Origin of the sequence: Rhodococcus sp. IEGM 27 (assembly GCF_033142305.1) — a bacterium.
Taxonomy (GTDB): domain Bacteria; phylum Actinomycetota; class Actinomycetes; order Mycobacteriales; family Mycobacteriaceae; genus Rhodococcus_F; species Rhodococcus_F oxybenzonivorans.
The window spans coordinates 17,407-43,627 of the sequence record NZ_JAWLSG010000002.1; the positions used below are offsets into that span (position 1 = coordinate 17,407).

General features: G+C 65.0%; 23 protein-coding genes. 22 read left to right on the forward strand and 1 reads right to left on the reverse strand.

Annotated elements, in window-relative coordinates; translation table 11 throughout:
• Positions 1–86: 86 nt before the first annotated feature.
• The 16 genes from R4P95_RS06400 (at position 87) to secA (ending at position 19,279) form a co-directional block, all read left to right on the forward strand.
• Positions 87–1,454 carry a phosphomannomutase/phosphoglucomutase gene (locus R4P95_RS06400; RefSeq protein WP_317746428.1) on the forward strand — a complete coding sequence of 456 codons (1,368 nt, stop codon included), beginning with the start codon at positions 87–89 and terminating at the stop codon, positions 1,452–1,454.
• Between the two features lie 85 nt (positions 1,455–1,539).
• Positions 1,540–2,613, forward strand: coding sequence for a tobH protein (locus tag R4P95_RS06405; protein WP_213577283.1), 1,074 nt, complete (start codon positions 1,540–1,542; stop codon positions 2,611–2,613).
• Positions 2,613–3,845, forward strand: a complete 1,233-nt coding sequence (manA, locus tag R4P95_RS06410) for a mannose-6-phosphate isomerase, class I (protein ID WP_213577284.1) — start codon at positions 2,613–2,615, stop codon at positions 3,843–3,845. Before R4P95_RS06405 ends, manA begins: the two co-directional genes overlap by 1 nt.
• A gap of 135 nt (positions 3,846–3,980) precedes the next feature.
• Positions 3,981–5,489 carry an amino acid permease gene (locus tag R4P95_RS06415; RefSeq protein ID WP_213577285.1) on the forward strand — a complete coding sequence of 503 codons (1,509 nt, stop codon included), beginning with the start codon at positions 3,981–3,983 and terminating at the stop codon, positions 5,487–5,489.
• A 197-nt stretch (positions 5,490–5,686) separates the two neighbouring features.
• Positions 5,687–6,910: an alkane 1-monooxygenase gene (locus R4P95_RS06420; RefSeq protein WP_213577286.1), complete on the forward strand. Its 1,224-nt coding sequence runs from the start codon at positions 5,687–5,689 to the stop codon at positions 6,908–6,910.
• Entirely contained in the window at positions 6,907–7,092 is a 186-nt protein-coding gene (locus tag R4P95_RS06425; RefSeq protein ID WP_213577288.1) for a rubredoxin, read from the forward strand. The genes R4P95_RS06420 and R4P95_RS06425 overlap by 4 nt, the downstream gene beginning before the upstream one ends.
• Entirely contained in the window at positions 7,089–7,271 is a 183-nt protein-coding gene (locus R4P95_RS06430) for a rubredoxin (protein WP_109331265.1), read from the forward strand. The genes R4P95_RS06425 and R4P95_RS06430 overlap by 4 nt, the downstream gene beginning before the upstream one ends.
• A 76-nt stretch (positions 7,272–7,347) precedes the next feature.
• The gene (locus tag R4P95_RS06435; protein ID WP_109335204.1) at positions 7,348–7,974 is read left to right on the forward strand and encodes a TetR/AcrR family transcriptional regulator; all 627 of its coding nucleotides are present in this window, start codon (positions 7,348–7,350) and stop codon (positions 7,972–7,974) included.
• An 84-nt stretch (positions 7,975–8,058) separates the two neighbouring features.
• Positions 8,059–9,543 (forward strand): adenosylhomocysteinase, encoded by a 1,485-nt coding sequence (ahcY, locus tag R4P95_RS06440; protein WP_213577289.1) that lies wholly within the window; start codon positions 8,059–8,061, stop codon positions 9,541–9,543.
• Positions 9,544–9,600: 57 nt separating this feature from the next.
• Positions 9,601–10,299, forward strand: a complete 699-nt coding sequence (locus tag R4P95_RS06445; protein WP_249354533.1) for a dTMP kinase — start codon at positions 9,601–9,603, stop codon at positions 10,297–10,299.
• Positions 10,300–10,344: 45 nt separating this feature from the next.
• Positions 10,345–11,022 carry an MtrAB system response regulator MtrA gene (gene mtrA, locus R4P95_RS06450; RefSeq protein ID WP_213577290.1) on the forward strand — a complete coding sequence of 226 codons (678 nt, stop codon included), beginning with the start codon at positions 10,345–10,347 and terminating at the stop codon, positions 11,020–11,022.
• A complete protein-coding gene (gene mtrB, locus R4P95_RS06455) occupies positions 11,019–12,833 on the forward strand; it encodes an MtrAB system histidine kinase MtrB (RefSeq protein ID WP_213577292.1) in 1,815 nt (604 codons plus the stop codon). The genes mtrA and mtrB overlap by 4 nt, the downstream gene beginning before the upstream one ends.
• A complete protein-coding gene (lpqB, locus tag R4P95_RS06460) occupies positions 12,830–14,620 on the forward strand; it encodes an MtrAB system accessory lipoprotein LpqB (RefSeq protein WP_317746429.1) in 1,791 nt (596 codons plus the stop codon). The genes mtrB and lpqB overlap by 4 nt, the downstream gene beginning before the upstream one ends.
• Positions 14,621–14,665: 45 nt before the next feature.
• Positions 14,666–15,364 carry a ComF family protein gene (locus R4P95_RS06465; protein ID WP_213577295.1) on the forward strand — a complete coding sequence of 233 codons (699 nt, stop codon included), beginning with the start codon at positions 14,666–14,668 and terminating at the stop codon, positions 15,362–15,364.
• Between the two features lie 212 nt (positions 15,365–15,576).
• Positions 15,577–16,260, forward strand: coding sequence for a ribosome hibernation-promoting factor, HPF/YfiA family (gene hpf / locus R4P95_RS06470; RefSeq protein ID WP_213577297.1), 684 nt, complete (start codon positions 15,577–15,579; stop codon positions 16,258–16,260).
• Positions 16,261–16,411: 151 nt separating this feature from the next.
• The gene (gene secA / locus R4P95_RS06475) at positions 16,412–19,279 is read left to right on the forward strand and encodes a preprotein translocase subunit SecA (RefSeq protein WP_317746607.1); all 2,868 of its coding nucleotides are present in this window, start codon (positions 16,412–16,414) and stop codon (positions 19,277–19,279) included.
• A gap of 9 nt (positions 19,280–19,288) precedes the next feature.
• Here secA and R4P95_RS06480 read toward each other — a convergent pair whose 3' ends face one another.
• Entirely contained in the window at positions 19,289–19,810 is a 522-nt protein-coding gene (locus R4P95_RS06480; RefSeq protein ID WP_317746430.1) for an Rv3235 family protein, read from the reverse strand.
• 104 nt (positions 19,811–19,914) lie between these two features.
• Between R4P95_RS06480 and R4P95_RS06485 the strand changes: the two genes are divergently transcribed.
• The 6 genes from R4P95_RS06485 to R4P95_RS06510 all read left to right on the forward strand — a co-directional run bounded on the left by R4P95_RS06485 (position 19,915) and on the right by R4P95_RS06510 (position 26,202).
• Entirely contained in the window at positions 19,915–20,352 is a 438-nt protein-coding gene (locus tag R4P95_RS06485; protein ID WP_213577301.1) for an HAD-IA family hydrolase, read from the forward strand.
• On the forward strand, positions 20,346–21,767 hold the full coding sequence (locus tag R4P95_RS06490; RefSeq protein ID WP_213577303.1) for a WS/DGAT/MGAT family O-acyltransferase: 1,422 nt from the start codon (positions 20,346–20,348) through the stop codon (positions 21,765–21,767). The genes R4P95_RS06485 and R4P95_RS06490 overlap by 7 nt, the downstream gene beginning before the upstream one ends.
• 30 nt (positions 21,768–21,797) lie before the next feature.
• On the forward strand, positions 21,798–22,307 hold the full coding sequence (locus tag R4P95_RS06495) for a DUF6912 family protein (protein ID WP_317746431.1): 510 nt from the start codon (positions 21,798–21,800) through the stop codon (positions 22,305–22,307).
• A 108-nt stretch (positions 22,308–22,415) separates the two neighbouring features.
• A complete protein-coding gene (locus R4P95_RS06500) occupies positions 22,416–23,531 on the forward strand; it encodes a ferredoxin reductase (protein ID WP_213577307.1) in 1,116 nt (371 codons plus the stop codon).
• A gap of 64 nt (positions 23,532–23,595) precedes the next feature.
• On the forward strand, positions 23,596–24,852 hold the full coding sequence (locus R4P95_RS06505) for an acyl-CoA desaturase (RefSeq protein WP_317746432.1): 1,257 nt from the start codon (positions 23,596–23,598) through the stop codon (positions 24,850–24,852).
• Positions 24,853–24,963: 111 nt separating this feature from the next.
• Positions 24,964–26,202 (forward strand): fatty acid desaturase family protein, encoded by a 1,239-nt coding sequence (locus tag R4P95_RS06510; RefSeq protein WP_213577311.1) that lies wholly within the window; start codon positions 24,964–24,966, stop codon positions 26,200–26,202.
• The last annotated feature ends 19 nt before the right edge of the window (positions 26,203–26,221 follow it).

The window sequence follows — 26,221 nt, forward strand, 5'->3', positions numbered from 1 at the left end:
GCCGTCTCGCGGTTGCCGGGACGTGCCCGCGCCGGGCAGGCATTAGGCTGGCGCCAGCACTGGTGCTCGTAAAGGAGAAAACAGAAGTGGCGCGATCAGCCGAGTCCGTACATGCCGTGATCAAGGCTTACGACGTGCGTGGTGTGGTCGGTGAACTCATCGATGCCGCGTTCGTCCAGGATGTCGGCGGCGCCTTCGCGCGACTCGTACGCGACGACGGGGCGAAAAAGGTGGTCGTCGGCCACGATATGCGGGCATCCTCCCCGGACCTCGTGAAGGCCTTCGCCCACGGTGTCACCGCGCACGGTGTCGACGTGGTTCTCATCGGCCTGGCGTCGACCGACCAGCTGTATTTCGCGTCGGGGCTGTTCGACTGCCCGGGTGCGATGTTCACTGCGAGCCACAATCCCGCCGAGTACAACGGGATCAAACTCTGCCGTGCCGGGGCCAAGCCGGTCGGTCAGGAGACCGGCCTGGCGACGATCGCCGCGGAGGTGACCGAGGGAGTTCCCGAGTTCGACGGCGCGCCCGGCGCGGTGACGGACGAGGACGTACTCGAGCGGTACGCGAGCTTCGTTCGCGGCCTCGTCAATCTCGCCGACATGCGACCTTTGAAGGTCGCGGTCGACGCGGGGAACGGGATGGGCGGGCACACTGTGCCCGCCGTGCTCGAGCCCATGCCGGTGACCTTGGAACCGCTGTTCTTCGAACTCGACGGCACGTTCCCCAACCACGAGGCGAATCCGCTCGACCCTGCCAATCTGGTCGATCTGCAGGAGCATGTGCGGAAGACGGGTGCCGACATCGGTCTGGCATTCGATGGTGACGCCGACCGCTGCTTCGTCGTGGACGAGCTGGGAAATCCCGTTTCGCCGTCGGCGGTGACGGCCCTCGTTGCCGAGCGGGAGCTGGCGAAGGAGCCCGGCGCCACCATCATCCACAACCTCATCACGTCGCGGGCGGTCCCGGAACTGGTCACCGAGCTGGGCGGGTCGCCGGTGCGTACAAGGGTCGGCCATTCCTTCATCAAGCAACAGATGGCGGAGACCGGTGCGGTCTTCGGTGGTGAGCACTCCGCGCACTATTACTTCCGCTCGTTCTGGGGCGCCGACTCGGGGATGCTGGCGGGACTGCACGTGCTCGCTGCGCTGGGGGAGCAGGAGCGTCCGTTGTCCGAGCTGATGGCCAAGTACGAGCGGTACGCGGCCTCCGGGGAAATCAACTCCACCGTCGCCGACGCTGCGGAGCGCACCGCTGCAGTCGTGTCTGCGTTCGCCGATCGCACCACGGGTGTCGACCGGCTCGATGGCGTGACCGTCGATCTGGCCGGCGGTGCCTGGTTCAATTTGCGGGCCTCCAATACCGAACCGCTGCTACGGCTCAACGTGGAAGCGCCCACGGCGGAAGACGTAGACGCACTCGTTACCGAGATACTGGGCATCGTCCGATCCTGACTGCCATAGTTAAAATAACAGGTTTTGCACGCACACAAGTTTCGATGAGGCTTGTTCCGAGAAAAGAGAAAGGGGGTGCGGTGTCATGACAGCGCCGACGCCCCTGTTGGATCTCGACGACGGTGACGCACTGGTTGCCGCGGACACCGTGGGAGTCCTTCGGTCCGCGGCGATGGGCGGCGCCCAGATCCGGGCCACCAGAGCCGCCGTCGAGGAGGGGGTTCTCGAACGCCTGCACGGTCTTCGGCCGCGCAGTGTGGTGGTGGTGACCGGCTCGGGACGGGCAAGCCGTGGCGCGGCGATCCTCACGGCGGTCCTCGCCGAACGGATCGGGTTCCCCCTCGTGCGTGCCGCCAGTACGCCGGTATGGGTCGGACCCCTCGACGTGGTCGTGGTGGCCGGCGACGACGCCGGTGATCCTCGACTCGTGCAGGCCATCGATGCGGCGGTGCGCCGGGGCGCCGAGGTGGTGGTGGCTGCACCCGATGAGGGGCCTCTGCAGGCGGCCGCGGCGGGGCGCGTGCTGATGTTCGCGCCCAGGGTTCGGGCTCTGACCCGTCATGGTCTGCTGCGGTACTTCGCGGTCCTCCTCGCGGTCCTGCGCGTGGTGGGATCCGAGCGGTGGGGAGACGAGGTGCCCGATCTCGAGCAGCTCGCCGACGCCGTCGACAGCGAAGCCCTCCGCGATCGACCGACGAACGAGGTCTTCCACAATCCGGCGAAGTCTCTCGCCTCGCGGATGCAGGGACGACGGGTCGTACTCACCGGCGACACGGAAAGCGCGATGGAACTGGCGCGTCACGGCGCCGAGGCGCTACTGCACGCGGGCCGGGTGGCAACCGCGTCCGAACTGTCGGACGTCCTGAGTGCGGCGAGCACCTTCCGTGCGCCGGCGGCCGTTCCCGATTCGATCTTCCACGATCCGGAACTCGACGGCCCGTCCTCTGCCAGTCCTGTCCGCACCTTTGTCTTCTCGGCCGAGGCCGAGCTGATGCTGACCGAACGCAAGACCGCGGTGCTGGGGGACGCCGACATCGTCGTCGCAGCTTCCGACGAGGGCCCCTCGCCGTCGCAGCGGTCGGAACTCGAGCAGGCAGCTGTCCTCGTAGGGCGGCTCGACATGACTGCCGCATACCTGCAGCTGATCGGCGGTATCTAGTGCACCGACTCGAAGGTGCGCTGCGATCCTATGCATGGGGATCGCGCACCGCTATCGCTGAGCTGCGCGGACTGCCCGTTCCGACGGCACATCCGGAGGCGGAACTGTGGCTCGGTGCTCATCCGGCGGATCCCGCACGCGTCGTCACCGACGAAGGGGAGCGGTCGCTCCTGGACTTGGTGCGCACCGAGCCGGAGCGCCAACTCGGTCGCCGCAGCGTCGAGACCTTCGGCGAACGCCTTCCGTTCCTCCTCAAACTGCTTGCCGCCGAGGAGCCGCTGTCGCTCCAGGCGCACCCGAGTGCGGAACAGGCCCGCGAAGGTTTCGCGCGCGAGAACGAGTTGGGCATCCCGCTCGGATCCTCGATCCGCAACTACAAGGACGACAGCCACAAACCGGAGCTCGTGGTCGCGCTGAGCCGGTTCGATGCCCTGGCCGGTTTCCGGGATCCGAAGCGGACGGTGGAGCTGCTCGACGCGATCGCGGTGCCCGAACTCCAGCCCTACGCCGGGCTCATTGCGGGGCAACCCGACTCGGACGGGTTGCGTGCCCTGTTCACCACCTGGATCACCCTGCCCCAGCCCGTCCTCAGTGCGCTGATGCCGCGTGTGCTCGACGGGTGCGTCGAGTATTTGTCGGGAGCCAAGGACGGCGACTTCGTTGCCGAGGTCCGAACCGCACTCGAGTTGAGTGAGGTGTATCCCGGTGATGCGGGCGTCCTCGCCGCTCTCCTGCTGAACAGGGTCACCCTCGAGCCTGGGCAGGCGCTCTATCTCGACGCGGGGAACCTCCACGCGTACCTGCACGGGATGGCCGTGGAGATCATGGCGAACTCCGACAACGTTCTCCGCGGTGGACTCACTCCCAAGCACGTCGACGTTCCCGAACTCCTCCGGGTGCTCGACTTCGATTCCGTCGACATCCCTGTCCTCGAGGCCGAGGAGTTGCCCGGCAGCGCCGAGCTCATGTACGTCTCGCCCGCTCCCGAATTCTGTTTGACGAGGATCGATCTGTCGTTGAACGGTGCTGTCGAACATCGCTTCCGGACGGAAGGTCCGCAGATTCTGCTCTGCACCGCGGGTTCGGTTCAGGTGGCGTGCGGTAGCGAGCGCCTCGATGTGGAACAGGGCAGTGCAGTCTGGATCGCCGACGAGGACCCCGACGTGTCGGTCACCGCGACATCGGACCGGGTCCAGCTGTTCAATGCGAGAGTCGGCGCACCCATCGCGTAGCCTGTGAGCCGCCTTTGCGGACCGAGTCCGGGTGCGACGAGCGGTTCCGGCGGCCGTCCCATCTACCTCGAACCCGACCTGTTCAGGGCCGCCGAAGCATAGGCTGAACCGCAACTTTCGAATGAGGAGGCTGATGTGGCCATCCAGGACAAAGGCAGTGGACCGGAGGTGAGCGGTCGCGCCAATGGACTGTTCCGGACCAAGTCGATCGAGCAGTCGATCCGCGACACGGACGAGCCCGAGACCAAGCTCCGGAAAGATCTCACGGCGTGGGACCTCACGGTGTTCGGTGTCGCCGTCGTCATCGGTGCCGGCATCTTCACCCTTACCGCCCGGACCGCCGGGAACGTCGCGGGACCTGCTGTGTCGGCGGCGTTCGTGATCGCCGCAATCGCGTGTGGTCTCGCGGCCCTGTGCTATGCCGAGTTCGCGTCGACCGTTCCGGTGGCAGGCAGTGCATACACCTTCTCGTACGCGACGTTCGGTGAGTTCGTCGCCTGGATCATCGGCTGGGACCTCATCCTGGAGTTCGCCCTCGCCGCCTCGGTCGTCGCCAAGGGATGGTCCCTCTATCTCGGCGAGGTGATCGGCAATCACACGCCGATCGCCCAGTTCGGGTCGTGGAAATTCGACTGGGGCGCGGTGCTGATCGTCGCGGTTATCACCGTTCTGCTCGTCACCGGTACCAAGCTGTCGTCACGCGTGTCGCTCGTCATCACGACGATCAAGGTGGCGGTCGTGCTCGTGGTGGTAGTCGTGGGCGCGTTCTATATCGAGAGTGACAACTATTCGCCGTACATCCCGCCGTCCGAGCCCGCCGAGACCGGTGAGGGTATCCACCAGTCGCTGTTCTCCTATGTGACGGGCGCCGGTGGCAGCACGTTCGGTTGGTACGGGCTCCTCGCCGCGGCCAGTCTCGTGTTCTTCGCATTCATCGGTTTCGACATCGTTGCCACCACCGCCGAGGAGACCAAGGACCCGCAGAAGGCTCTGCCCCGCGGCATCCTGGGCTCACTCGCGATCGTCACCGTTCTCTACGTCGCGGTCACCCTGGTTCTCACCGGGATGGTCGACTACAAGGAGTTGGCCGGCGACACATCCAATCTGGCTACCGCCTTCGACATTCACGGCATCACGTGGGCGAAGAATCTCATCTCGTTCGGTGCACTGGCCGGTCTGACGACGGTCGTAATGGTGCTCATGCTTGGCCAGACCCGGGTGCTGTTCGCCATGTCGCGTGACGGCCTGATGCCGAGGCGTCTCGCGCCGACCGGCAAGCACGGCACGCCGGTCCGCATCACCGTGCTCGTCGGTGTCGTGGTAGCTGTTCTCGCCGGCTTCTTCCCGATCGGCACCCTCGAAGAGATGGTGAACATTGGCACGTTGTTCGCTTTCGTCCTGGTCTCGGTCGGCGTCATCGTGCTACGCCGGACCCGGCCCGACCTGCCCCGTGGGTTCCGCGTCCCGCTGGTGCCGTGGGTGCCGATTCTCGCGGTACTGGCCTGCCTGTGGTTGATGTTCAACCTCTCCGTCGAAACGTGGATCCGGTTCGTCGTGTGGATGCTGCTCGGCGTGATCATCTACTTCGCGTACGGCCGCAGACATTCCATGATGGGCAGGCGCAGTCGCGGCGAGGTGATCTGACCCGCAACCCGCCTCGGATATCCGGTCCGCCGGGAAAGCACAACGGTGCTTTCCCGGCGGATTTGTTTTGCCGCGACCTTCTTGATCGATCAAGTTTACAAAATTGTCTATTTGTATAGATCAAGAACGAAAACGCAGATAGTGTCTAACTCATTGGTGACCTGCCTCACGTATGAGGTGAAAGCGAAGGAGCGGACATGGCAATACGTCCACAGGCGGAACCGGCGATATCGACCGAACAGTGGCGGGACAAGAAGCGCTATTTATGGCTACTGGGACTCATACCGCCCACTGCGGTGTTTCTCGCGATCGGCCTCGTGTGGGCCTCGGGTCGAATCGGACTCGACGCGGTGGCGCCCGTGTGGTGGTGGATCGGCCCACTGCTCGTCTACGTCCTGCTGCCGATTCTGGACGTGTTCTTCGGCCCGGATGGCGAGAACCCGCCCGACGAGGTGATGGACCGGCTCGAGAACGACAAGTACTACCGGTACTGCACCTACGCCTACATTCCCTTCCAGATTCTCAGTCTCGTGACGGCCTGCTACCTATGGTCCGCATCCGATCTCGGGTGGCTGGGTATCGAGGGTGGCCTCGGGGTGCTCTCGAAGATCGGCCTCGCGATCAGCATCGGCTGTGTGGCAGGAATCGGGATCAATACCGCACACGAGCTGGGCCACAAGAAGGACGAGCTCGAACGGTGGCTGTCGAAGGTGACCTTGGCGCAATCGTTCTACGGCCACTTCTACATCGAGCACAACCGCGGTCACCACGTGCGGGTCGCCACGCCCGAGGATCCCGCGAGTTCCCGCATGGGCGAAACGTTGTGGGCATTCCTGCCGCGCAGCGTGTGGGGGAGCCTGACGTCGTCGTGGCGACTCGAGAAGGCCCGGCTGGACCGCCTGGGTAAGGGACCGTGGACGATTCACAACGACGTCCTCAACGCCTGGGCGATGTCGGTGGTGCTGTTCGGTGCTCTGCTGGCGACGTTCGGCCTCGGCATCGCACCGTATCTGGCGATCCAGGCCGTCTTCGGCTTCTGCCTGCTCGAGACGGTCAACTATCTCGAGCACTATGGGCTGCGCAGGCAGAAGACAGCCAGTGGTCGCTACGAACGTTGCACTCCCGAGCACAGTTGGAACAGCGACCACATCTGCACCAACATCTTTCTGTACCACCTGCAGCGACACAGTGATCACCACGCCAACCCGACCCGGCGATACCAGACGCTGCGGAGCATGGACGGCGCCCCCAATCTGCCCAGCGGTTACGCGAGCATGATTACGCTCGCCTACTTCCCGCCGCTGTGGCGCAAGGTGATGGATCCCCGGGTCCTCGCTCACTACGACGGGGACGTCACCCGCGTCAACATCCACCCCGCGAAGCGCGCCGCAGTTCTCGCGAAGTACGGAGCCCGGGCATGAGCGCGTACCGCTGTCCGGTCTGTGAGTACGTGTACGACGAGGCGACCGGCGCACCCCGGGAAGGATTCCCCCCTGGCACGCAGTGGGATTCGATCCCCGAGGACTGGTGCTGCCCCGACTGCGGGGTGCGGGAGAAGCTCGACTTCGAGAAGGCGGCGATCACAACAGGAGGCACGACATGACCGAGTACAAGCTCTACCAGTGTGTGCAGTGCGGGTTCGAATACGACGAGGCGCTGGGGTGGCCGGAAGACGGCATCGAACCCGGAACTCGTTGGGACGACATACCGGAAGACTGGAGTTGCCCGGATTGCGGCGCTGCGAAAGCTGACTTCTTCATGGTCGAGATCGAGCGGAGCTGACTTCCGGATGACAGTGCCCGGCGTGGAAACGTGCCGGACGCACCGGCGTGCGGTGCCGGGCACTAATGTCGTGAACATGACTTCGTCGCGTGTCAGAGTGACCTACCAGGAGGCCACGCGGCTGCTGCTGCGTCAGTCGGTGCTCGACGCCATGCGCGATCTGTTGTTCGAGAAGGACTGGTCCGACATCACGATGTCGGACGTCGCGGCCGGTGCCGGGGTAAGCAGGCAAACCCTGTACAACGAGTTCAAGTCCCGTCAGGGGCTTGCGGAGGCATACGCCCTTCGGTTGGCGGACGAATTGGTCGATGCGGTCGACGAGGCGCTGGTCGCCCACGTCGGGCAGGGGCGAGCCGCACTGCTGTCAGGCTTCACCGCGTTCTTCGCCGCGAGTCTCTCCGATCCGCTGGTGCAGTCGCTGCTACGCGGTGAGACCAAACCGGACCTGCTGCGGTTGATCACGACCGAGAGTGCACCCATCATCGAGCGTGCATCGACGCGGCTGGCAGAAGTTTTCCACCGTAGCTGGGTGCGAGCGAGTGTGGTGGACGCGGGAATTCTGAGTCGCGCCATCGTGCGGCTGGCTATGAGTTACATCTCGATGCCCCCCGAGTCGGAGGCCAACGTTGCCGAGGATCTCGGTGCTCTTCTCGGACCTTTCGTGGACAGGGCAGTCGACGGGGCCGATCGGTTGGAAGGCTGAGTGCGCGGACGGTCGTCTGAGTGTCACCCTTCGGCGGCCGTACCGATAGCCTTGATCGAAACAGCAGCCAACCAGGAGAGGCAGATGACGACCTCAGTTTCAACCACGCCCGTGGCCGAGAGCCGTAACGGGATCGATTTCAAGGTGGCGGACCTTTCGCTCGCGGAGTTCGGCCGCAAGGAGATCCGGCTCGCCGAGCACGAGATGCCGGGACTGATGGCGCTTCGCCGCGAGTACGCGGAGGTGCTCCCACTGAAGGGCGCACGGATCTCCGGATCGCTGCACATGACGATTCAGACCGCAGTTCTCATCGAGACGCTCACCGCGCTGGGCGCCGAGGTCCGCTGGGCATCATGCAACATCTTCTCCACCCAGGATCACGCCGCTGCCGCCATCGTGGTCGGTCCACACGGGACGCCGGAGGAGCCGAAGGGAACCCCGGTCTTCGCGTGGAAGGGCGAAACACTCGAGGAGTACTGGTGGGCCGCCGAGCAGATGCTCACCTGGCCGGACGCCGACAAGCCGGCGAACATGATTCTCGACGACGGCGGTGACGCCACGATGCTCGTCCTCAAGGGTGCGCAGTTCGAGAAGGCCGGCGTCGTGCCCCCCACCGACGACGAGCAGGATTCCGACGAGTACAAGGTCTTCCTCAACCTGCTGCGCCGCTCCCTCGAGGCCGACAAGGGCAAGTGGTCGAAGATCGCTGAATCCGTGCAGGGTGTCACGGAGGAGACCACTACCGGAGTTCTGCGCCTGTACCAGGTCGCGGCTGCCGGTGAGCTCACCTTCCCGGCGATCAACGTCAACGACTCGGTCACCAAGAGCAAGTTCGACAACAAGTACGGCACCCGCCACTCGCTGCTCGACGGCATCAACCGCGGTACCGACGTCCTGATCGGTGGCAAGGCCGCGCTGGTCTGTGGCTACGGCGATGTCGGCAAGGGCTGCGCCGAGGCGCTCCGCGGACAGGGTGCGCGCGTCGCAGTGACCGAGGTCGACCCGATCAACGCGCTGCAGGCGCTCATGGACGGCTTCGAGGTGAAGACGGTCGAGCAGGCCATCGGCTGGGCGGACATCGTGATCACGTCCACCGGCAACAAGGACATCATCACCTTCGAGCACATGAAGCAGATGAAGCACCAGGCCATCCTGGGCAACATCGGTCACTTCGACAACGAGATCGACATGGCCGGTCTCGAGCGGTCGGGCGAGGTGACCCGTATCAACATCAAGCCCCAGGTGGACGAGTTCCGCTTCGGGGACGGTCACTCCATCATCGTGCTGTCCGAAGGACGACTCCTGAACCTCGGCAACGCCACCGGCCACCCGTCGTTCGTGATGAGCAACAGCTTCTCCAACCAGGTCATCGCTCAGATCGAGCTGTGGACCAAGCCGGACGAGTACGACAACGAGGTGTACCGGCTGCCCAAGCACCTGGACGAGAAGGTCGCGAAGATCCACGTCGAGGCACTCGGTGGCACGCTCACCAAGCTCACCAAGGAGCAGGCGGAGTACATCGGCGTCGATGTCGAGGGACCGTACAAGCCCGAGCACTACCGCTACTAGAGATGATGGCGTCCCCCGGTCCGCTGCGTGCGGGCCGGGGGGATAGCCTTCTTCCCCGTGGGAACCACTTCTGTCGGAACGCTCGTCGCGCTCGAAGGCCTCGACGGCGCAGGCAAACGGACACTGGTCACGGCCGTCCAGAAGCGACTTGACGAGGCGGGGCTCCGGGTCGGCACCCTCGACTTCCCTCGATACGGTCGCTCCGTCCATGCCGATCTGGCATCGGAGGCGCTGAAGGGGGCACACGGCGATCTCAGCGGATCGGTGCACGCGATGGCGGTGATGTTCGCCCTCGACCGGTCCGGCGCGATCGCGGAGATGTCCGAACTGCTCGCCGGCTGCGACATCGTCCTCCTCGATCGCTACGTGGCGTCCAACGCCGCCTACGGGGCCGCTCGGTTGCATCAGGGCGCAGACGGCGAATTCGTGGACTGGGTACGGGAGCTCGAATACGGTCGCCTGGCACTGCCCCGGCCCGACCTCCAGCTGTACCTCGATGTGCCCGTGGCTCTGGCCGAACAACGTGCGCGCGGACGTGAGTCGGAAGACGCGAGCCGGGCGCTCGACGCCTACGAGCGCGACCGCGGGCTGCAGGAACGCACCGGTGAGGTGTACCGACAACTGGCCGCGGCCGACTGGATATCGCCGTGGTGGGTGCTGTCCCCGGACACCGATCCGCTCACGCTCGCCGAAAACCTGGCACTCTTGAATGACGGCACGGGACGCCGTGGCGTGAAAGAACACGGCACGCCGTAACGGCGAACGGGCTGTTACGGGCTCCGAAGATGCAACGATAGGGACATGAAGCCAAGGATTCTGGTTGTCGACGACGACACTGCGCTCGCGGAGATGCTCACGATCGTTCTCCGCGGCGAAGGTTTCGACCCGTACGTGGTGGGGGACGGGACCCAGGCGCTCACCGCAGTCCGGGAGACTCGCCCGGACCTGGTGTTACTCGACCTGATGCTGCCCGGGATGAACGGTATCGACGTGTGCCGGGTGCTCCGCGCCGACTCCGGTGTGCCGATCGTGATGCTGACGGCGAAGACGGACACTGTCGACGTGGTTCTGGGATTGGAATCCGGCGCGGACGACTACATCATGAAGCCGTTCAAGCCGAAGGAGCTGGTGGCGAGGGTTCGCGCGCGGCTTCGCCGGACCGAGGACGAACCTGCCGAACTGCTCAGCATCGCCGACATCGTCATCGATGTTCCCGCTCACAAGGTGAGCCGGGGCGAAGACCTGATTTCCCTCACACCCCTCGAATTCGATCTCCTGGTTGCGCTGGCCCGCAAGCCGCGGCAGGTGTTCACCCGTGAGGTTCTGCTCGAGCAGGTGTGGGGTTACCGTCATGCAGCCGATACCCGACTGGTCAACGTGCACGTTCAGCGTCTGCGCGCCAAAGTCGAGACTGATCCCGAGAATCCCGAAGTGGTTTTGACGGTCAGGGGGGTCGGCTACAAGGCCGGACCGCCGTGACAGGTGTTTCCCGATGGCGGCGTCGTGTCAACCGACGCGTATCGCCGATCCTTCGGTGGGGTCACTCACTGAGTAATACCCTCGCGCACACGTGGCGTCGCTCGCTGCAGTTGAGGGTGGTCGTGTCGACGCTGACGTTGTCGCTCATCGTCATCGTCGTCCTCGGAGTCGTGCTCACCAGCCAGATCACCGATCGGCTGCTCGAGACGAAGATCAACGCCGCGACCGAGGAGATGGACCGCGCTCGGAGCACGGTCGAAGGGCAGCTGGCCGGGGCCGAAGACACCAGTTCGCCCACCACACAGCTCGACGGTGCCCGCGCTGCACTCACGAACAGGGAGCCGGACGCCGGTCAGGATTCCGGATCGGCAGGCACATTCGACCCGGTGCTGATCGTGCCCGGTGACGGGTCGCGCGCGCCGACCTCGAGTGGTCCTGCGGATCAGATACCGGAGTCGCTGCGGGCGTTCGTGCAGGCGGGTCAGGTGAGCTACCAGTTCGCCACCGTGAACGACCCTGAGGGATACTCCGGCCCCGCGCTGATCGTCGGAAGCCCGACGGCCTCGGCCATCTCGACACTCGAGCTGTATCTCATCTTCCCGTTGGCGAGCGAGGACCGCAGCCTGTCGCTGGTACGCGGGACTCTGCTCGTCGGTGGCGCGGTGCTTGCCGTGCTCCTGGCGGCCATCGCGCTCCTCGTGGCCCGGCAGGTGGTCCTCCCGATTCGGTCCGCCTCCCGGATCGCGGTGCGGTTCGCCGACGGCCGTCTGAAGGAGCGCATGCCCGTGCGCGGTGAGGACGACATGGCCCGGCTGGCGATGTCGTTCAACGAGATGGCAGAAAGTCTGTCCAAGCAGATCACCCAGCTGGAGGAGTTCGGCAACCTGCAGAAGCGCTTCACCTCGGATATCAGCCACGAGCTGCGCACGCCGCTCACCACCGTGCGGATGGCGGCCGATCTCATCCACGACGGCAGCGACGAACTCGACCCCGTGCTCCGGCGCTCCTCCGAGCTACTCGTCGCCGAACTGGACCGGTTCGAGGGCCTGTTGGTCGATCTGCTCGAGATCAGCCGCCACGACGCCGGTGTCGCCGAGCTGGCGGCCGAGCAACTCGACCTGCGGATGTGCGCGCGAGCCGCCGTGTCCACGGTGCGGCATCTCGCGCGCGAGAGCGGGACGGAACTGATCGTCGACCTGCCGGACCAGGCTGTCATGGCGGAGGTGGATCCGCGCCGCGTCGAACGGATACTGCGCAACCTCCTCGCCAATGCCATCGACCACGGGGAGGGCAAACCGGTGCTGCTGCGTCTGCGTGCCGACGACAGTGCCGCAGCGTTCATCGTGCGTGACCAAGGTGTCGGGTTGCGGCCGGGCGAGGAGAAACTTGTGTTCAATCGGTTCTGGCGGTCGGACCCCTCGCGAGTGCGCCGCTCCGGCGGCACCGGACTCGGACTGGCCATCAGTGTCGAGGACGCGAACCTGCACGACGGCCGGCTCGAGGCGTGGGGTGAGCCCGGCCAGGGGGCTTGCTTCCGGTTGACGTTGCCGAGGGTGCGGGGCCGGAAGGTGGTCTCGAGTCCGCTGCCGCTCAAACCCGGCACCGGCAAATACGTTCAGGGACAGCCTTTCCCAGGGGACACGTCGATGCCGCTGCGTAACGACAGCCCCGAAACCGCCGTCGACGAATCCCGGACCGTGCCGCAGAAACGCGAGTTGCCTGAACACTCAGGGCCCCCCGGGCCACGCGAGCGCGAGAGTGCCCACGTCGGCGATCGTGAAGGGTCGCATACAACGGAGCGGGACGGATGATGCGCTCGGCGTCGTCGCCCGTGATCCGGTCGATCTGGGCTGTTGTGGTGGGAGCCGTGCTCGTCACGGTCGGTGGATGTGCCAGCCTGCCGGATTCGTCGACACCCCAGGCGATCGGCACCATTAACCGCGATTCGCCGGGATCGAGCGTGGCCGCACCTGCACCGGGTAGGGAACCGGACCTACTCCTGCGCGACTTCTTCAAGGCCAGCACCGATCCGTCGAGCCGCCACCTTGCTGCACGGCAGTTCCTCACCCCCGGGGTGTCCGGCAGGTGGGACGATGCGGCGAGCGCCACCATCGTCGACAAGGTCGACGTTCTGCCCGAGGCCCGGTCTACCGATCGCGCGACCTACACCATCCGTGCCAACAAGGTGGGGCAACTGGAACCGGGCGGACTGTACGTCGCAGAAGAGGGAAGTTTCGAGACGAAGATCAGTCTGGAGATGCAGGGCGGGGAGTGGCGGATCTCGGAGCTGCCGTCCGGGGTGATTCTCGACCGGGCCCAGTTCCTCAACACCTATCAACGGAAATCGCTGTACTTCCTCGACCCTGCCGGGACGACGGTGGTGCCGGATCCACGCTGGGTGTCGGGCGCGCAGGATCAGATGGCGGCCCAATTGATGGGTCTGCTGATCGACGGGCCGAAGTCGGCACTCGCCCCGGCCGTGCGTAACGAGCTCGGCGAGGGTGTGTCGATCCGGGGACCGATCACGAAGGCGGACGGGCGCACCGCTCAGGTGGGTGTGGGGCTAGGGGGCATCCGGATCGACTTCTCCGGTGTACGGCCGATGGATCAGCAAGCGAAGGGTTTGTTTGCGGCGCAGGTGATCTGGACCCTCGCGAACGCGGAAATCTCCGGTCCCTACGTGCTGCTCGCGGACGGTGAGCCCTTCGACGATCGTTTCCCCAACGGCTGGACCACCGCCGACGTCGCGTCGATGAATCCGTTCGCGACCTCGAGTGCCACAGTGGGTCTGCATGCCCTCCGCGACGGGTCGATGGTGAGTGTCACCGAGACCGGGGTGACCCCGGTGCCGGGATACTTCGGTTCGGCGCGGAACATGCGTTCTCTCGCGCTGTCGCAGGACGGCAAACTCGTGGCCGCCGTCGCGGACACCGGACGTCCACCGCCCGAGCCGGCGAGCGCCCTGATGGTCGGCGCCTATGAAGACGGGGCGGCGTCCGTGCTCGAAGGGGGCGCGATAACCCGTCCGACGTGGGCGCCCGACAACTCGGCGATCTGGGCGGCGGTCAACGGCAATGCCGTGATCCGGGTGCTGCGCGAGCCCGGAACAGGGCGGACCTCGGTCGAGAACGTGGATGTGGGTGCCGTCACGGCGCTGGGGTCTACCATCACCGAGCTTCGGCTCTCTCGCGACGGTGTGCGTGCGGCGCTCATCGTGGACGGCAAGGTGTATTTGGCCATCGTGGCCCAGAAGCCCGGTGGCGGGTACGCCCTCACCAACCCGCGCGCGGTGGCGATCGGCCTCGGAAGTCCGGCTCTGTCGCTCGACTGGAGCACGAGTGACACGATCGTCGTCGCACGTGCGGCCTCGGATATTCCGGTGGTGCAGATCGCGGTCGACGGCTCACGGATGGACGCCCTGCCGAGCCGTAACCTCACGGCCCCGGTGGTGGCTGTGGACGCCTCGACGACGACGGAGTTCGTCGCCGATTCGCGCGCCGTCTTCCAGTTGAACAACAACGATCCGGCGGGGGATCGGTACTGGCGAGAGGTTCCCGGGCTGACGGGCGTGAAAGCGATACCGATTCTGCCGGGCTGATTCCGGCGGGGCGAGTCTGTCGGTGGGGGTGCGGAAGATGACGGCATGCGCATACTGCCCGGCTCACGGACGCTGCTCGATCTGATTCTGCCGGCAGAATGCGGTGGGTGCGCAGATCCGGGTACGCAATGGTGCCAGGGCTGCGCCGCCGAGTTGGCGGACGATCCGATTCTCCTGCAGCCGCGGGTCGATCCGGGAGTTGCGGTGTGGGCGTTGGGTCCGTATTCGGGTCCACGTCGCCGGGCGGTGATCGCTGCGAAGGAACGGGGCCGACGCGACCTCGCGGTGCCGCTCGGTTCCGCTGTCGCGGGCGCACTCGCGCGGCTGCACCAGTGGGGTGAACTGGCGCCGCCCGAGGTCGCGCCGGTGGTCCTCGTGCCCGCTCCCACGCGTTCGCGGGCGGCCAGGATGCGGGGTGGCGATCCCGTAACCCGGATCGCTGTCGCCGCGGTGGGAGCGTCCCGGGTGTGTCCGGCGCTGGCCATGCGCAGAGGGGTGCGTGATTCCGTCGGACTGTCCGCGGATCAACGTAGAGTAAACCTCGAGGGTGGTGTTCTCCTCACCCCGCGCGGCCACCGATTCGCACAGCATTTGTGTTCGGAAAGGTCTGCGGCGCAACGTAAGACGGTAGTCCTGATCGACGACGTCTCGACCACGGGGGCGACCGCGGCCGAGTCGATCCGGGTGCTGTCCGGCGCCGGCATTCCGGTTTCCTCGGTGGTAGTCCTTGCCGGTGTCGGCTGACCTCGCGGCGAGGCCGCGACAATCTCGGTGTCGGTCGTATGAAATTGCGCCGAACAGTGGCACTCGCGCGAGTTACGTACTAGCGTCGCGGACACACCCGAAACACAGGTAGGAGGTGGTACTTCGAACCTGGTGCCGGGCGGACCCCTTCCCGGCATTGCTCAAATCCGCCGCCGCCCATTTCGGGGCGGGGCCGTAATCGGGAGGTACGAGTGACGACCCCTTCGCAAGCTTCGGTTTTCATCGACGAACGCACCACGGATGCACAAGAGAAGACCGATGCCCCTAGCGCCGATATCGTCGTCAAGGGACGCAACGTCGAGGTTCCCGACCACTTTCGTGTGTACGTCTCCGAGAAGCTGTCGCGCCTCGAGCGCTTCGACCCCTCCATTTTCCTGTTCGATGTCGAACTACAGCACGAACGCAATCGACGCCAGAGGAAGAGCTGCCAGCGCGTCGAGATCACTGCCCGAGGCAAAGGGCCGGTAGCCCGAGCCGAAGCGTCGGCCGACAGTTTCTATGCAGCATTCGAGTCGGTCACCGCGAAGCTCGAGAGCAGGCTCCGCCGCACCAAGGACCGAAAGAAGGTCCATTACGGGGAGAAGACCCCGGTATCTGTGGCAGAGGCCACTGCTGCACTCGCCGAGGACGAGAGTCTCGGTATCAATCCCGACATCTCCCTCGACGGCCAGGAATCGCAGTCGCATGAGCACAGGCCGGGTCAGGTGGTGCGGACCAAGGAACACAAGGCTACACCGATGACCATCGACGATGCTCTGTACGAGATGGAGCTGGTAGGACACGATTTTTTCCTGTTCCACGACAAGGAGTCGGACAAGCCTTCCGTCGTCTACCGGCGGCACGCGTTCGACTACGGACTCATCCGCCTGGCGTGATCTGCACTCGTCCCACGTGACGGTGTGAGCGGTCGGTCTACTCGTCCGCACCGAAGAGCGCCTACCATGGAATCCGGCCGGGGTTCTCGGACCTCCGGCCGGATTTTGTGTGTCACCCACCCACCGCCGAAGATTGAGGACGAACAAGACTGTGCCGTCGCTGTCGCTATCCAAGCTGCTCCGTGTTGGTGAAGGTCGCATGGTCAAGCGGCTCAAGCACATCGCCGACCACGTTTCCTCGCTGTCGTCCGAGGTCGAAGACCTGACCGACGAGCAGTTGCGGGCGAAGACCGACGAGTTCCGCTCGCGCTACCGCGACGGTGAATCGCTCGACGAGTTGCTCCCCGAGGCGTTCGCGGTGGCCCGCGAGGCGTCGTGGCGCGTCATCGACCAGCGGCACTTCCATGTGCAGATCATGGGTGGGGCTGCGCTGCACTTCGGCAACATCGCCGAAATGAAGACCGGTGAAGGCAAGACCCTCACCTGCGTTCTGCCCGCCTATCTCAATGCCATCGCCGGCGACGGCGTCCACGTCGTGACGGTCAACGACTACCTCGCCAAGCGCGACTCGGAGTGGATGGGACGAGTTCACCGTTTCCTGGGTATGGAGACGAGCGTGATCCTGTCCGGAATGTCTCCCGCCGAGCGGCGCGCCGCCTATGCCGCAGACATCACCTACGGCACGAACAACGAGTTCGGATTCGACTACCTGCGCGACAACATGACGCACTCGCTGGACGATCTCGTTCAGCGTGGTCATGCCTTCGCCGTCGTCGACGAGGTCGACTCCATCCTGATCGACGAGGCCCGAACCCCCCTCATCATTTCCGGACCCGCCGATGCGTCGAGCAAGTGGTATGCGGAGTTCGCGCGTATCGCGCCGATGCTGAAGCGAGACGTCCACTACGAAGTCGACATCCGCAAGCGCACGATCGGTGTGCACGAAGCGGGCGTCGAGCTCGTCGAGGACCAGCTCGGTATCGACAACCTGTACGAGGCTGCCAACTCGCCGCTTGTGAGCTACCTCAACAACGCCATCAAGGCGAAGGAGCTCTACACGAAGGACAAGGACTACATCGTCCGCGACGGCGAAGTGATCATCGTCGACGAGTTCACCGGTCGTGTCCTCGTCGGTCGCCGCTACAACGAGGGCATGCACCAGGCGATCGAAGCCAAGGAGAAGGTGGAGATCAAGGCCGAGAATCAGACGCTCGCCACGATCACGCTGCAGAATTACTTCCGGCTGTACGACAAGTTGTCGGGCATGACGGGTACTGCGGAAACCGAGGCCGCTGAGCTGCACCAGATCTACAACCTCGGTGTCATCCCGATCCCCACCAACCGGCCGATGGTCCGCGTCGACAACGGTGACCTCATCTACAAGACCGAAGAGGCCAAGTTCGACGCCGTGGTCGACGATGTGGTGGAGCGGCACGAGAAGGGGCAGCCCGTCCTGATCGGCACCACGAGCGTCGAGCGGTCCGAGTATCTGTCGAAGCAGTTCACCAAGCGGGGCGTGCCGCACAACGTGCTGAACGCGAAGTTCCACGAGCAGGAAGCCACCATCATCGCCGAGGCAGGCCGGTCCGGGGCTGTCACCGTGGCAACCAACATGGCCGGTCGTGGAACCGACGTGGTGCTCGGCGGCAACCCCGACATCATCGCGGACATCGCCCTGCGCAAGCGGGGACTCGATCCCGTCCACACGCCCGAGGAATACGAGGCGGCGTGGGACGAGGTTCTCGAGCAGGTCAAGGCGGAGGTGAAAGCCGATGCGGACAAGGTCCGGGAAGCGGGCGGACTGTACGTACTCGGTACCGAGCGGCACGAGTCCCGGCGAATCGACAACCAGCTTCGTGGTCGCTCCGGACGTCAGGGCGATCCGGGCGAGTCACGGTTCTACCTCTCGCTCGGTGACGAGTTGATGCGACGGTTCAACGGCGCGGCGCTCGAGTCGATCATGACCCGGCTCAACCTGCCCGACGACGTTCCGATCGAGGCGAAAATGGTCTCGAAGGCCATCAAGAGTGCACAGACGCAGGTGGAGCAGCAGAACTTCGAGATCCGGAAGAACGTTCTCAAGTACGACGAGGTGATGAATCAGCAGCGCACGGTCATCTACAAGGAGCGCCGCCAGATCCTCGAAGGCGAGGACATGGAGGGCCAGGTCGAGAAGATGATCACGGACGTGGTCACCGCGTACGTCGACGGTGCCACTTCCGAGGGGTACGTCGAGGACTGGGATCTCGAACAGCTGTGGACCGCGCTGAAGACGCTCTACCCGATCGGCCTCGACTACAAGGAAATCGTCGGAGACGGCTCCGACGGTGAGGTGAAGGACGTCACCAGCGACGAACTCCGCGAGATGCTTCTCGAGGATGCACACCAGGCGTATGCACGCCGGGAAGCAGAAATCGACGCCGCAGCCGGTGCGGGTGCCATGCGCGAACTCGAGCGGCGGGTGCTGCTGAGTGTGCTCGACCGCAAGTGGCGCGAGCACCTGTATGAAATGGATTACCTCAAAGAGGGAATCGGTCTGCGTGCGATGGCGCAGCGCGACCCGCTGGTCGAGTACCAACGCGAGGGTTTCGACATGTTCACCGGCATGCTCGAGGGCCTGAAGGAGGAGTCGGTCGGATTCCTGTTCAATCTGCAGGTCGAGGCCGCTGCGCCGCAGCAGGCGGCCGCCCCCGGCGTCAATGTGACGGCGTCCTCGGCGGCCGCGACGGCGTCTGGTTCGCCGACGCCCGCTCCTGCCCGGCCGCTGCCCACCCAGGAGGCGGCACGTCAGGCTCAGGGCACCGCTGCACCGTCTGCCCTGCGCGCGAAGGGACTGGACGAGGCGGAGCCGCGTGGTCTGACCTATTCGGGTCCGGCGGAGGACGGCAACGCCCAGCTCAGCCGCCGCGGCACCGGCAGCGACACCAACTCGGACCCGGGAACCCGGCGCCAGCGACGTGATGCTGCACGGTCGCAGTCGAAGGGTAAGAAGGCGCCGCGGTCCAAGCGCAAGCGCTGAGCCGCTTCGTCAGCCGACCACCATTGAGGTGACGATCCAGCCCGTGTCGGATTTCCGTTCGACACGGGCTGCTATCACGAACACCCGCGGTCCCCGTCCGTAGGTGCCGAAGGCCTCGAGTGTGTTGTCGTCGAGTACCCGAAGGTGGACACGGAGCAGGGTTGCCACTCCGAGCCGTCTCGACGGTGACTCGGCAAGAGCGAGAGTCCGTGCCACGTCCAGCAGTGAGGGAACGACCACGGGCCGCAGCTGCCGCACGTTGCGCCGCCGATCCAGTACTTCCAGCACCAGCCGGAATGCGTGTTCGGTGAAGCGCTGTGCGTCGGGTGCGGCGCGAGGACGAGTGACGTCGGGCGAGGAGCGCGGCGAGGTGCCGGAGTGCGCCGAGCTACGCGCCGGTGAGGAGTGACGGCCCCGACCCGGTGCTCGCCGGGTGCCGGACAATACGGCCGGACCGGCCGCGCCCAGCGCCTCACCGGCCGCCGGTTCGTAGTTGGGCACGCGTGACAGGAACGTGTAGGACTCACTCATTTCTTCCCCCCGGTTTCGGCATGAGACGGCCGTCGTAGCGGCCATCCTTGCACGGATTCAACGGTCGTGTCGCCGAACCACGCAGGGAACCTTAGGGTGGGGTCGTGCGGGGATTGATTGTGGACGTCGGTGGTGTGCTCGTGGGCCCCGGTTCGGACTTCGACGGGCTGTCGGCGGTCCTCGCCGACGCGCGGCGTCGCGGCGTCCGGACCGCGATCCTGAGTAACGACCCCGGCGGTCCCGGGGGTGAGTGGTTGCGGAAACTCGGTGACGGCCGGCTGGTCGACCGGGTGGTGCTGTCCGGCGATGTCGGTGTGGCCAAGCCCGATCCGCGCATATACCGGTTGACGGCCGAAGTGCTCGGTTTGGAACCGCGGGACTGTATCTTCGTCGACGACCTGGCGGTCAACGTTCGCGGTGCGGTGGCTGTCGGGATGGTGGGTGTGCACCACGTCGACGGCGTGGTGACCGCGAGCGAGCTGGCGGTGCTTCTCGACGTGGATCGAGACGGAATGCAAGGGGAACAGGCGTCGACATGGTGACGAGACTGACAACGCAGGACGCGTCGTTCTATTTTCTCGAGGCAAGTAGCACGCCGATGCACGTCGGTTCGCTCGCCATCTTCCGCAAGCCCCGAAATGGGTTGTCCTACGAGGAGTTACTTCGTCTCGTCGAGGAACGCCTGAGTCTGGTGCCGCGGTACCGGCAGAAGGTGCGGGAGGTGGCGTTGGGATTGTCACGTCCGGTGTGGGTGGACGATCAGGATTTCGACATCGAGTACCACGTCCGGCGATCGGCGTTGCCGAAGCCGGGTTCGGACGCGCAGCTACATGATCTGGTCGCGCGCCTCACGTCGCGGCCTCTCGACAACACCCGCCCCCTGTGGGAGATGTACTTGGTGGAGGGCTTGTCGAACAACCGCTTTGCGATCTTCACCAAGTCGCATTCCTCCCTCGTCGACGGGGAGACGGCACCCGAAATCGGTCAGGTCATTCTCGATTCGGCGAAGACACGCAGACCCATGGCGGAGGAATTGTGGATGCCCAGCCCGGAGCCGAGCGAGACCACCCTCGTCGCCGGCGCCCTCGCCGACATCCTGGCGCGGCCCGGGGAGGGGCTGGCGTCGTTGCGAATGACCCTGAGCGGCATGGCGTCTGCGTTCGGCGAGACCGTGCGCGCGGTGGGGAAGTTGGCCGCTGTGGTGCGTACCGCCACACAGGTCGCGCCCGCGACCCCGCTGAATGCGACCATCTCCCGTAACCGGCGCTTCGCCGTGGTCAAGACCGAACTGGGGGATTATCGAAAGATCCGCGCACGGTATGGGTGCGAGGTCAACGACGTCATCCTCGCCGTAGTGTCGGGTGCCCTGCGGAACTGGTTACTCTCGCGCGGCGAGCCGGTCGCCGAATCGACCACGGTGCGCGCCATGGTACCGATGTCGGTGTACGTCGACCCCGACACGGACGTAGACCTGGGCCAGCGTGGTGAGTGGTCGGATCCGCGGAGCATGGTGTCGTCGTTCCTCATCGACCTGCCCGTGGGGGAACCGAATGCGGTGGTGCGACTCTCACACGTGGCGCATGCGATGGAGGCGCACGCGAAGCAGAGTCGGCGCGTGACGGCTCAGACGCTCGTGCGGCTGTCCGGGTTCGCGCCTGCCACCCTGCACGCGATGAGTGCCCGTGCGGCGAGCAGCTTCTCGCAGCGGATGTTCAATCTGATGATCACCAATGCGCCCGGTCCGCAGATGCCGCTGTACGTCGGCGGAGCGCGCATGCTCGAGATGTACCCGGTGTCGCCGCTTCTGAAAAATCAGACATTGAGCATTGCGCTGACCTCTTACGACGGCAACGTCTACTACGGTTTGAATGCAGACCGTGATGCGATGGCCGATGTGGACGTGGTGGCGGCGCTGCTGTACCAATCTCTCGAGGAGTTGTTGGATGCCAGCCGGTGAGAAGTCCGCGTTGCGAATGACGGGTGACACATGACGAGGGTGTACGTTCCCGCGACGATCGAAATTTTGCACGAGCTGGTGACCGAGTCGAAGTTCGATCCGATGAGCCGGACCGCGTTCGCTGTCACCGCCACCCTGCGTGAGGCTTACTCGTCGGGCGACGACGAGGAGCTAGCCGAGGTGGCGATGGGTGAGGCCGCGCGGGCTTCGCTCCGGTTGATCGCGGGCCGGTTGGCGGAGGGCAGCGACGGCGTCCGTTTCCGGCGGGTGGTCGTGGCAGCAGACGTGGACGACGTCACGCCGCGCCCCGATCTCGACGATGCCGTGGTGCGGTTACCGGGGCCGGTGACTCTCGCTCAGGTGGCGTCGGTCCATGTCGATCTGGCGGAGGCCGAACCGGACATCGAGCGGGCCGTCGCGGCGATCGACGAGGCGGACCTCGGCGACCCGGATGCGGAATTCGTGCTCGGCGACGCCGAGGATCACGTGCTCGCGTGGTATGCCACCCAGGAGATTTCTTTTCTCCTGGAATTGCTCTGACCTCAGGGTCGTCCCGGGAGGACCGCATCCCTACCTCGAGGTAACCTACGGTACCGTAAGTCGGTAACCTACGGTAGCGTAGGTCACGACGAGACAGGTGGAGGTTTGATGGGTCTGAAGGATTGGATCGAGGCGCCCGCAGCAGCGGTGGTGCCCGCCAAGCGGTCCAAACTCAATTGGTTGCGTGGTGCGGCCGCACGGCTCACGACGCCGTTGCTCCCGGACGATTATCTACATCTGGCCAATCCGCTGTGGTCGGCCAGGGAGCTGCGCGGCCAGATCGTCGACGTGCGCGCCGAGACGGCCGATTCCGCCACGATCGTCATCAAGCCCGGCTGGGGATTCGACTTCAACTACGAGCCCGGTCAGTACATCGGCATCGGACTTCACGTGGACGGCCGATGGCACTGGCGTTCGTATTCGCTCACCTCCCCGCCCAACTGGGACGACAAGCTCATCTCTATTGCGGTCAAGGCGATGCCCGAGGGATTCCTGTCCAGTCACCTCGTCAACGGCGTGCCGTCCGGGACGATCGTGCGACTCGCGACGCCTACCGGGAACTTCGCCCTGCCCGACCCCCCGCCGGAGCGCATCCTGTTCCTCACCGCCGGCAGCGGAATCACTCCGGTCATGGCCATGCTGCGCACGATGAACCGCCGCGGCCAGCTTCCCGACGTGTTCCACGTCCACTCGGCGCCCACCGATGCCGACGTCATGTTCGCGGAGGAACTGACCCGCCTGCACGACGAACACGACGACTTCCGGTGCAAGATCCAGCTCACCCGCACCGAAGGCAAGTTTGCGCTGTCCTCCCTCGACGACGTGTGTCCGGACTGGCGGGAGCGGCAGACGTGGGCCTGCGGGCCGCTGCCGATGCTGGACGAAATCGAGACGCTGTGGCGGGACGAGGACATCGAGGATCGCTTGCACCTCGAACGGTTCGCGGTCTCCCGGGCGGACACCTCGGGTCAAGGCGGCACCGTGACCTTCGCCAAAGCGGACAAAGTGATGACGATCGACGGCGCCACCACCCTGCTCGAGGCCGGCGAGAAGGCCGGGGCACTGCTGCCCTTCGGCTGCCGGATGGGTATCTGCCAGACCTGCGTCGTGCCGATTCTGTCGGGACATGCCATCGATCTGAGGTCCGGGAAGCAGCACGCCGAGGGAGACCGCGTCCAGACGTGCATCTCGTCCGCGGCGGGTGACTGCACACTCGACGCGTAAGCGTCGGCGTGTTGTTCATCTGTCTCGGCTATTCTCGGAGTCTCTGACCAGACGGAGGAGCACGGTGGCAATCACCGACATCAAAGAATTCACACACCTCACCGAAGCGGACATCGAATCGCTCGGGCGGGAGCTGGACGCGATTCGGCTCGATGTGGAGGATTCGCGAGGCGTTCGCGACGCCCGCTACATTCGCCGAGCGATCCGGACCCAGCGGCTGCTGGAGCTCGGTGGCCGGCTCGCGTTGTTCGGAAGCAAGTACCGCCCGGCCTGGCTCGTCGGCACCGCCATGCTGTCCCTCTCGAAGATCATCGAGAACATGGAACTCGGCCACAACGTGATGCACGGCCAGTGGGACTGGATGAACGATCCGGAGATCCACTCGATGTCCTGGGAGTGGGACCAGACGGGTCCGTCGGAGCATTGGAAGCGCGCCCACAACTACTCCCACCACACGTTCACCAACATCGTGGGAATGGACTCCGATGTGGGTTTCGGCATTCTCAGGATGACCCGCGACGAGGAGTGGCGGCCGATCAATCTGCTGCAGCCGATCGCGAATATCGTTCTGGCAGCTACCTTCGAATGGGGTATCGCGCTGCACGACCTCACGTTCGCGGCCGAGCTCGAGGGTGTGGAGAAGGGTCAGCTCAACTCGCAGGCGAACAAGGATTTCGCACGCAAGATCTTCCGTCAGGTCGGCAAGGATTTCCTTCTCTTCCCGGTGCTCGCGGGACCCGCATGGAAGTCGACGTTGTCGGCGAACGCCACCGCCAATCTGGTCCGCAACCTGTGGGCGTACGTGGTGATCTTCTGTGGCCATTTCCCGGACGGTGCCGAGAAGTTCACCGTGGAGGAGTACGAGAACGAAACCCGGCACGAGTGGTACCTGCGACAGATGCTCGGCAGCGCCAATTTCGATTCCGGTAAGGTCATGGGTTTCATGAGCGGGAACCTCAGCTACCAGATCGAGCATCACCTGTTCCCGGATCTGCCCAGCAACCGCTACCCCGAGATCGCGGTGAAGGTGCGGGCGCTGTGTGAGAAGTACGACCTGCCCTACACGACGGGCTCGCTGGCCAAGCAGTACCTGCTGGCGCTGCGCACCATCCACAAACTTGCGCTACCCGACTGGATGCTCAAGGCGACGGCGGACGACGCTCCGGAGACCTCCTCGGAGCGCAAGTTCCGCGACGCTCGCGACGCTGGTGCCGCCATGGTCGAAACGCTGCGTACGGATCCTGTGACGGGGCAGCGCCGAGGTCTGCTGTCGGCCCTCCGGGCCCGCGCGGAGGCCAAGATTCCTCGCCGTCGACGGTGATTCCCATCACACCTACGCTGAGGTAACCTACGGTGTCGTAACTTACGGTACGGTAGGTCATGTCAGCGCCTACGGGTGTGAACTGTCGACCCAGCCAGGAGGAGGTTCCCCATGGCGATTGCAGACGTCAAGGAATACGCACATCTCACCGAAGCCGACATCGAGGCGCTCGGACGCGAGCTGGATGCGATCAGGCGCGATATCGAGGAATCCCGCGGCGAACGTGACGCACGGTACGTCCGCAATACCATTCGGTTGCAGCGGTCGCTCGAAATCGGTGGCCGGGCCGTTCTCTTCGCGAGCAAACGCCGCCCGGCCTGGTTGGCGGGCACCGCCATGCTCGCCCTCTCGAAGATCATCGAGAACATGGAACTCGGCCACAACGTGATGCACGGCCAGTGGGACTGGATGAACGACCCGGAGATCCACTCCACGTCGTGGGAGTGGGACGTCACGGGGCCGTCCGCCCATTGGAAGCAGACCCACAACTACATTCACCACAAGTACACCAACGTCCTCGGTATGGACGACGACGTGGGATACGGGCTGCTGCGTGTCACCCGTGATCAGCGGTGGAAGCCGTTCAATGCCGGCAACCTCGTGTACAACACCTTGCTGGCACTGTTCTTCGAATACGGCATTGCGGCCCAGCACCTCGAGCTCGGCAAGGTCGCCAAGGGGCGCGTGCCGAAGGAGGAGACTCAGCGCAAGCTCCGCGAGGTCGGCGAAAAGATCGGCAAGCAGATCCTCAAGGACTATGTCGTGCACCCGGCGATTACCGGCCCGGCGTGGAAGAGCACGCTGACGGCCAACGTCAGCGCCAACATGATCCGCAATGTGTGGACCAACGCCATCATCTTCTGCGGTCACTTCCCGGACGGTGCAGAGAAGTTCACCAAGGCGGACATCGACAAGGAAACGCCCGCCGAGTGGTACCTGCGCCAGATGCTCGGTAGCGCAAACATCGAGGGCGGCAAGGTCATGGACTTCATGTCCGGCAACCTCAGCTACCAGATCGAGCATCACCTGTTCCCCGATCTGCCGAGCAACCGCTACGCCGAGATCGCGGTCCGCGTGCGTGAGCTGTGCGACAAGTACGACCTGCCGTATACGACGGGACCGTTCCTCGTGCAGTACGCGAAGTCGTGGCGCACCATCGCCAAGTTGTCGCTGCCGAACAAGTACCTCAAGGCCACGGCGGACGACGCACCGGAAACCGCATCGGAGCGCAAGTTCGGTGGAAAGACCACAGCCACAATCGATCCCGTGACCGGTCGTCGGCAGGGGCTCCGCAGCGCGATCCAGCGCTCACGCGGGCGCCGCGGCCTGCGTGCGCTGTTGTCGCGCTAGAAGAAGTTTTCACCGGGCG

Excerpts from the sequence above, each read along its gene's own strand:
- mtrA (WP_213577290.1), top strand. The coding sequence starts at position 10,345 with ATGAAGCCAAGGATTCTGGTTGTCGACGACGACACTGCGCTCGCGGAG.
- R4P95_RS06490 (WP_213577303.1), top strand. The coding sequence starts at position 20,346 with ATGGTGACGAGACTGACAACGCAGGACGCGTCGTTCTATTTTCTCGAG.
- lpqB (WP_317746429.1), top strand. The coding sequence starts at position 12,830 with ATGATGCGCTCGGCGTCGTCGCCCGTGATCCGGTCGATCTGGGCTGTT.
- R4P95_RS06425 (WP_213577288.1), top strand. The coding sequence starts at position 6,907 with ATGAGCGCGTACCGCTGTCCGGTCTGTGAGTACGTGTACGACGAGGCG.
- R4P95_RS06420 (WP_213577286.1), top strand. The coding sequence starts at position 5,687 with ATGGCAATACGTCCACAGGCGGAACCGGCGATATCGACCGAACAGTGG.
- R4P95_RS06480 (WP_317746430.1), bottom strand. The coding sequence starts at position 19,810 with ATGAGTGAGTCCTACACGTTCCTGTCACGCGTGCCCAACTACGAACCG.
- R4P95_RS06465 (WP_213577295.1), top strand. The coding sequence starts at position 14,666 with ATGCGCATACTGCCCGGCTCACGGACGCTGCTCGATCTGATTCTGCCG.
- R4P95_RS06430 (WP_109331265.1), top strand. The coding sequence starts at position 7,089 with ATGACCGAGTACAAGCTCTACCAGTGTGTGCAGTGCGGGTTCGAATAC.
- R4P95_RS06435 (WP_109335204.1), top strand. The coding sequence starts at position 7,348 with ATGACTTCGTCGCGTGTCAGAGTGACCTACCAGGAGGCCACGCGGCTG.
- R4P95_RS06495 (WP_317746431.1), top strand. The coding sequence starts at position 21,798 with ATGACGAGGGTGTACGTTCCCGCGACGATCGAAATTTTGCACGAGCTG.
- ahcY (WP_213577289.1), top strand. The coding sequence starts at position 8,059 with ATGACGACCTCAGTTTCAACCACGCCCGTGGCCGAGAGCCGTAACGGG.
- R4P95_RS06510 (WP_213577311.1), top strand. The coding sequence starts at position 24,964 with ATGGCGATTGCAGACGTCAAGGAATACGCACATCTCACCGAAGCCGAC.
- R4P95_RS06405 (WP_213577283.1), top strand. The coding sequence starts at position 1,540 with ATGACAGCGCCGACGCCCCTGTTGGATCTCGACGACGGTGACGCACTG.
- R4P95_RS06500 (WP_213577307.1), top strand. The coding sequence starts at position 22,416 with ATGGGTCTGAAGGATTGGATCGAGGCGCCCGCAGCAGCGGTGGTGCCC.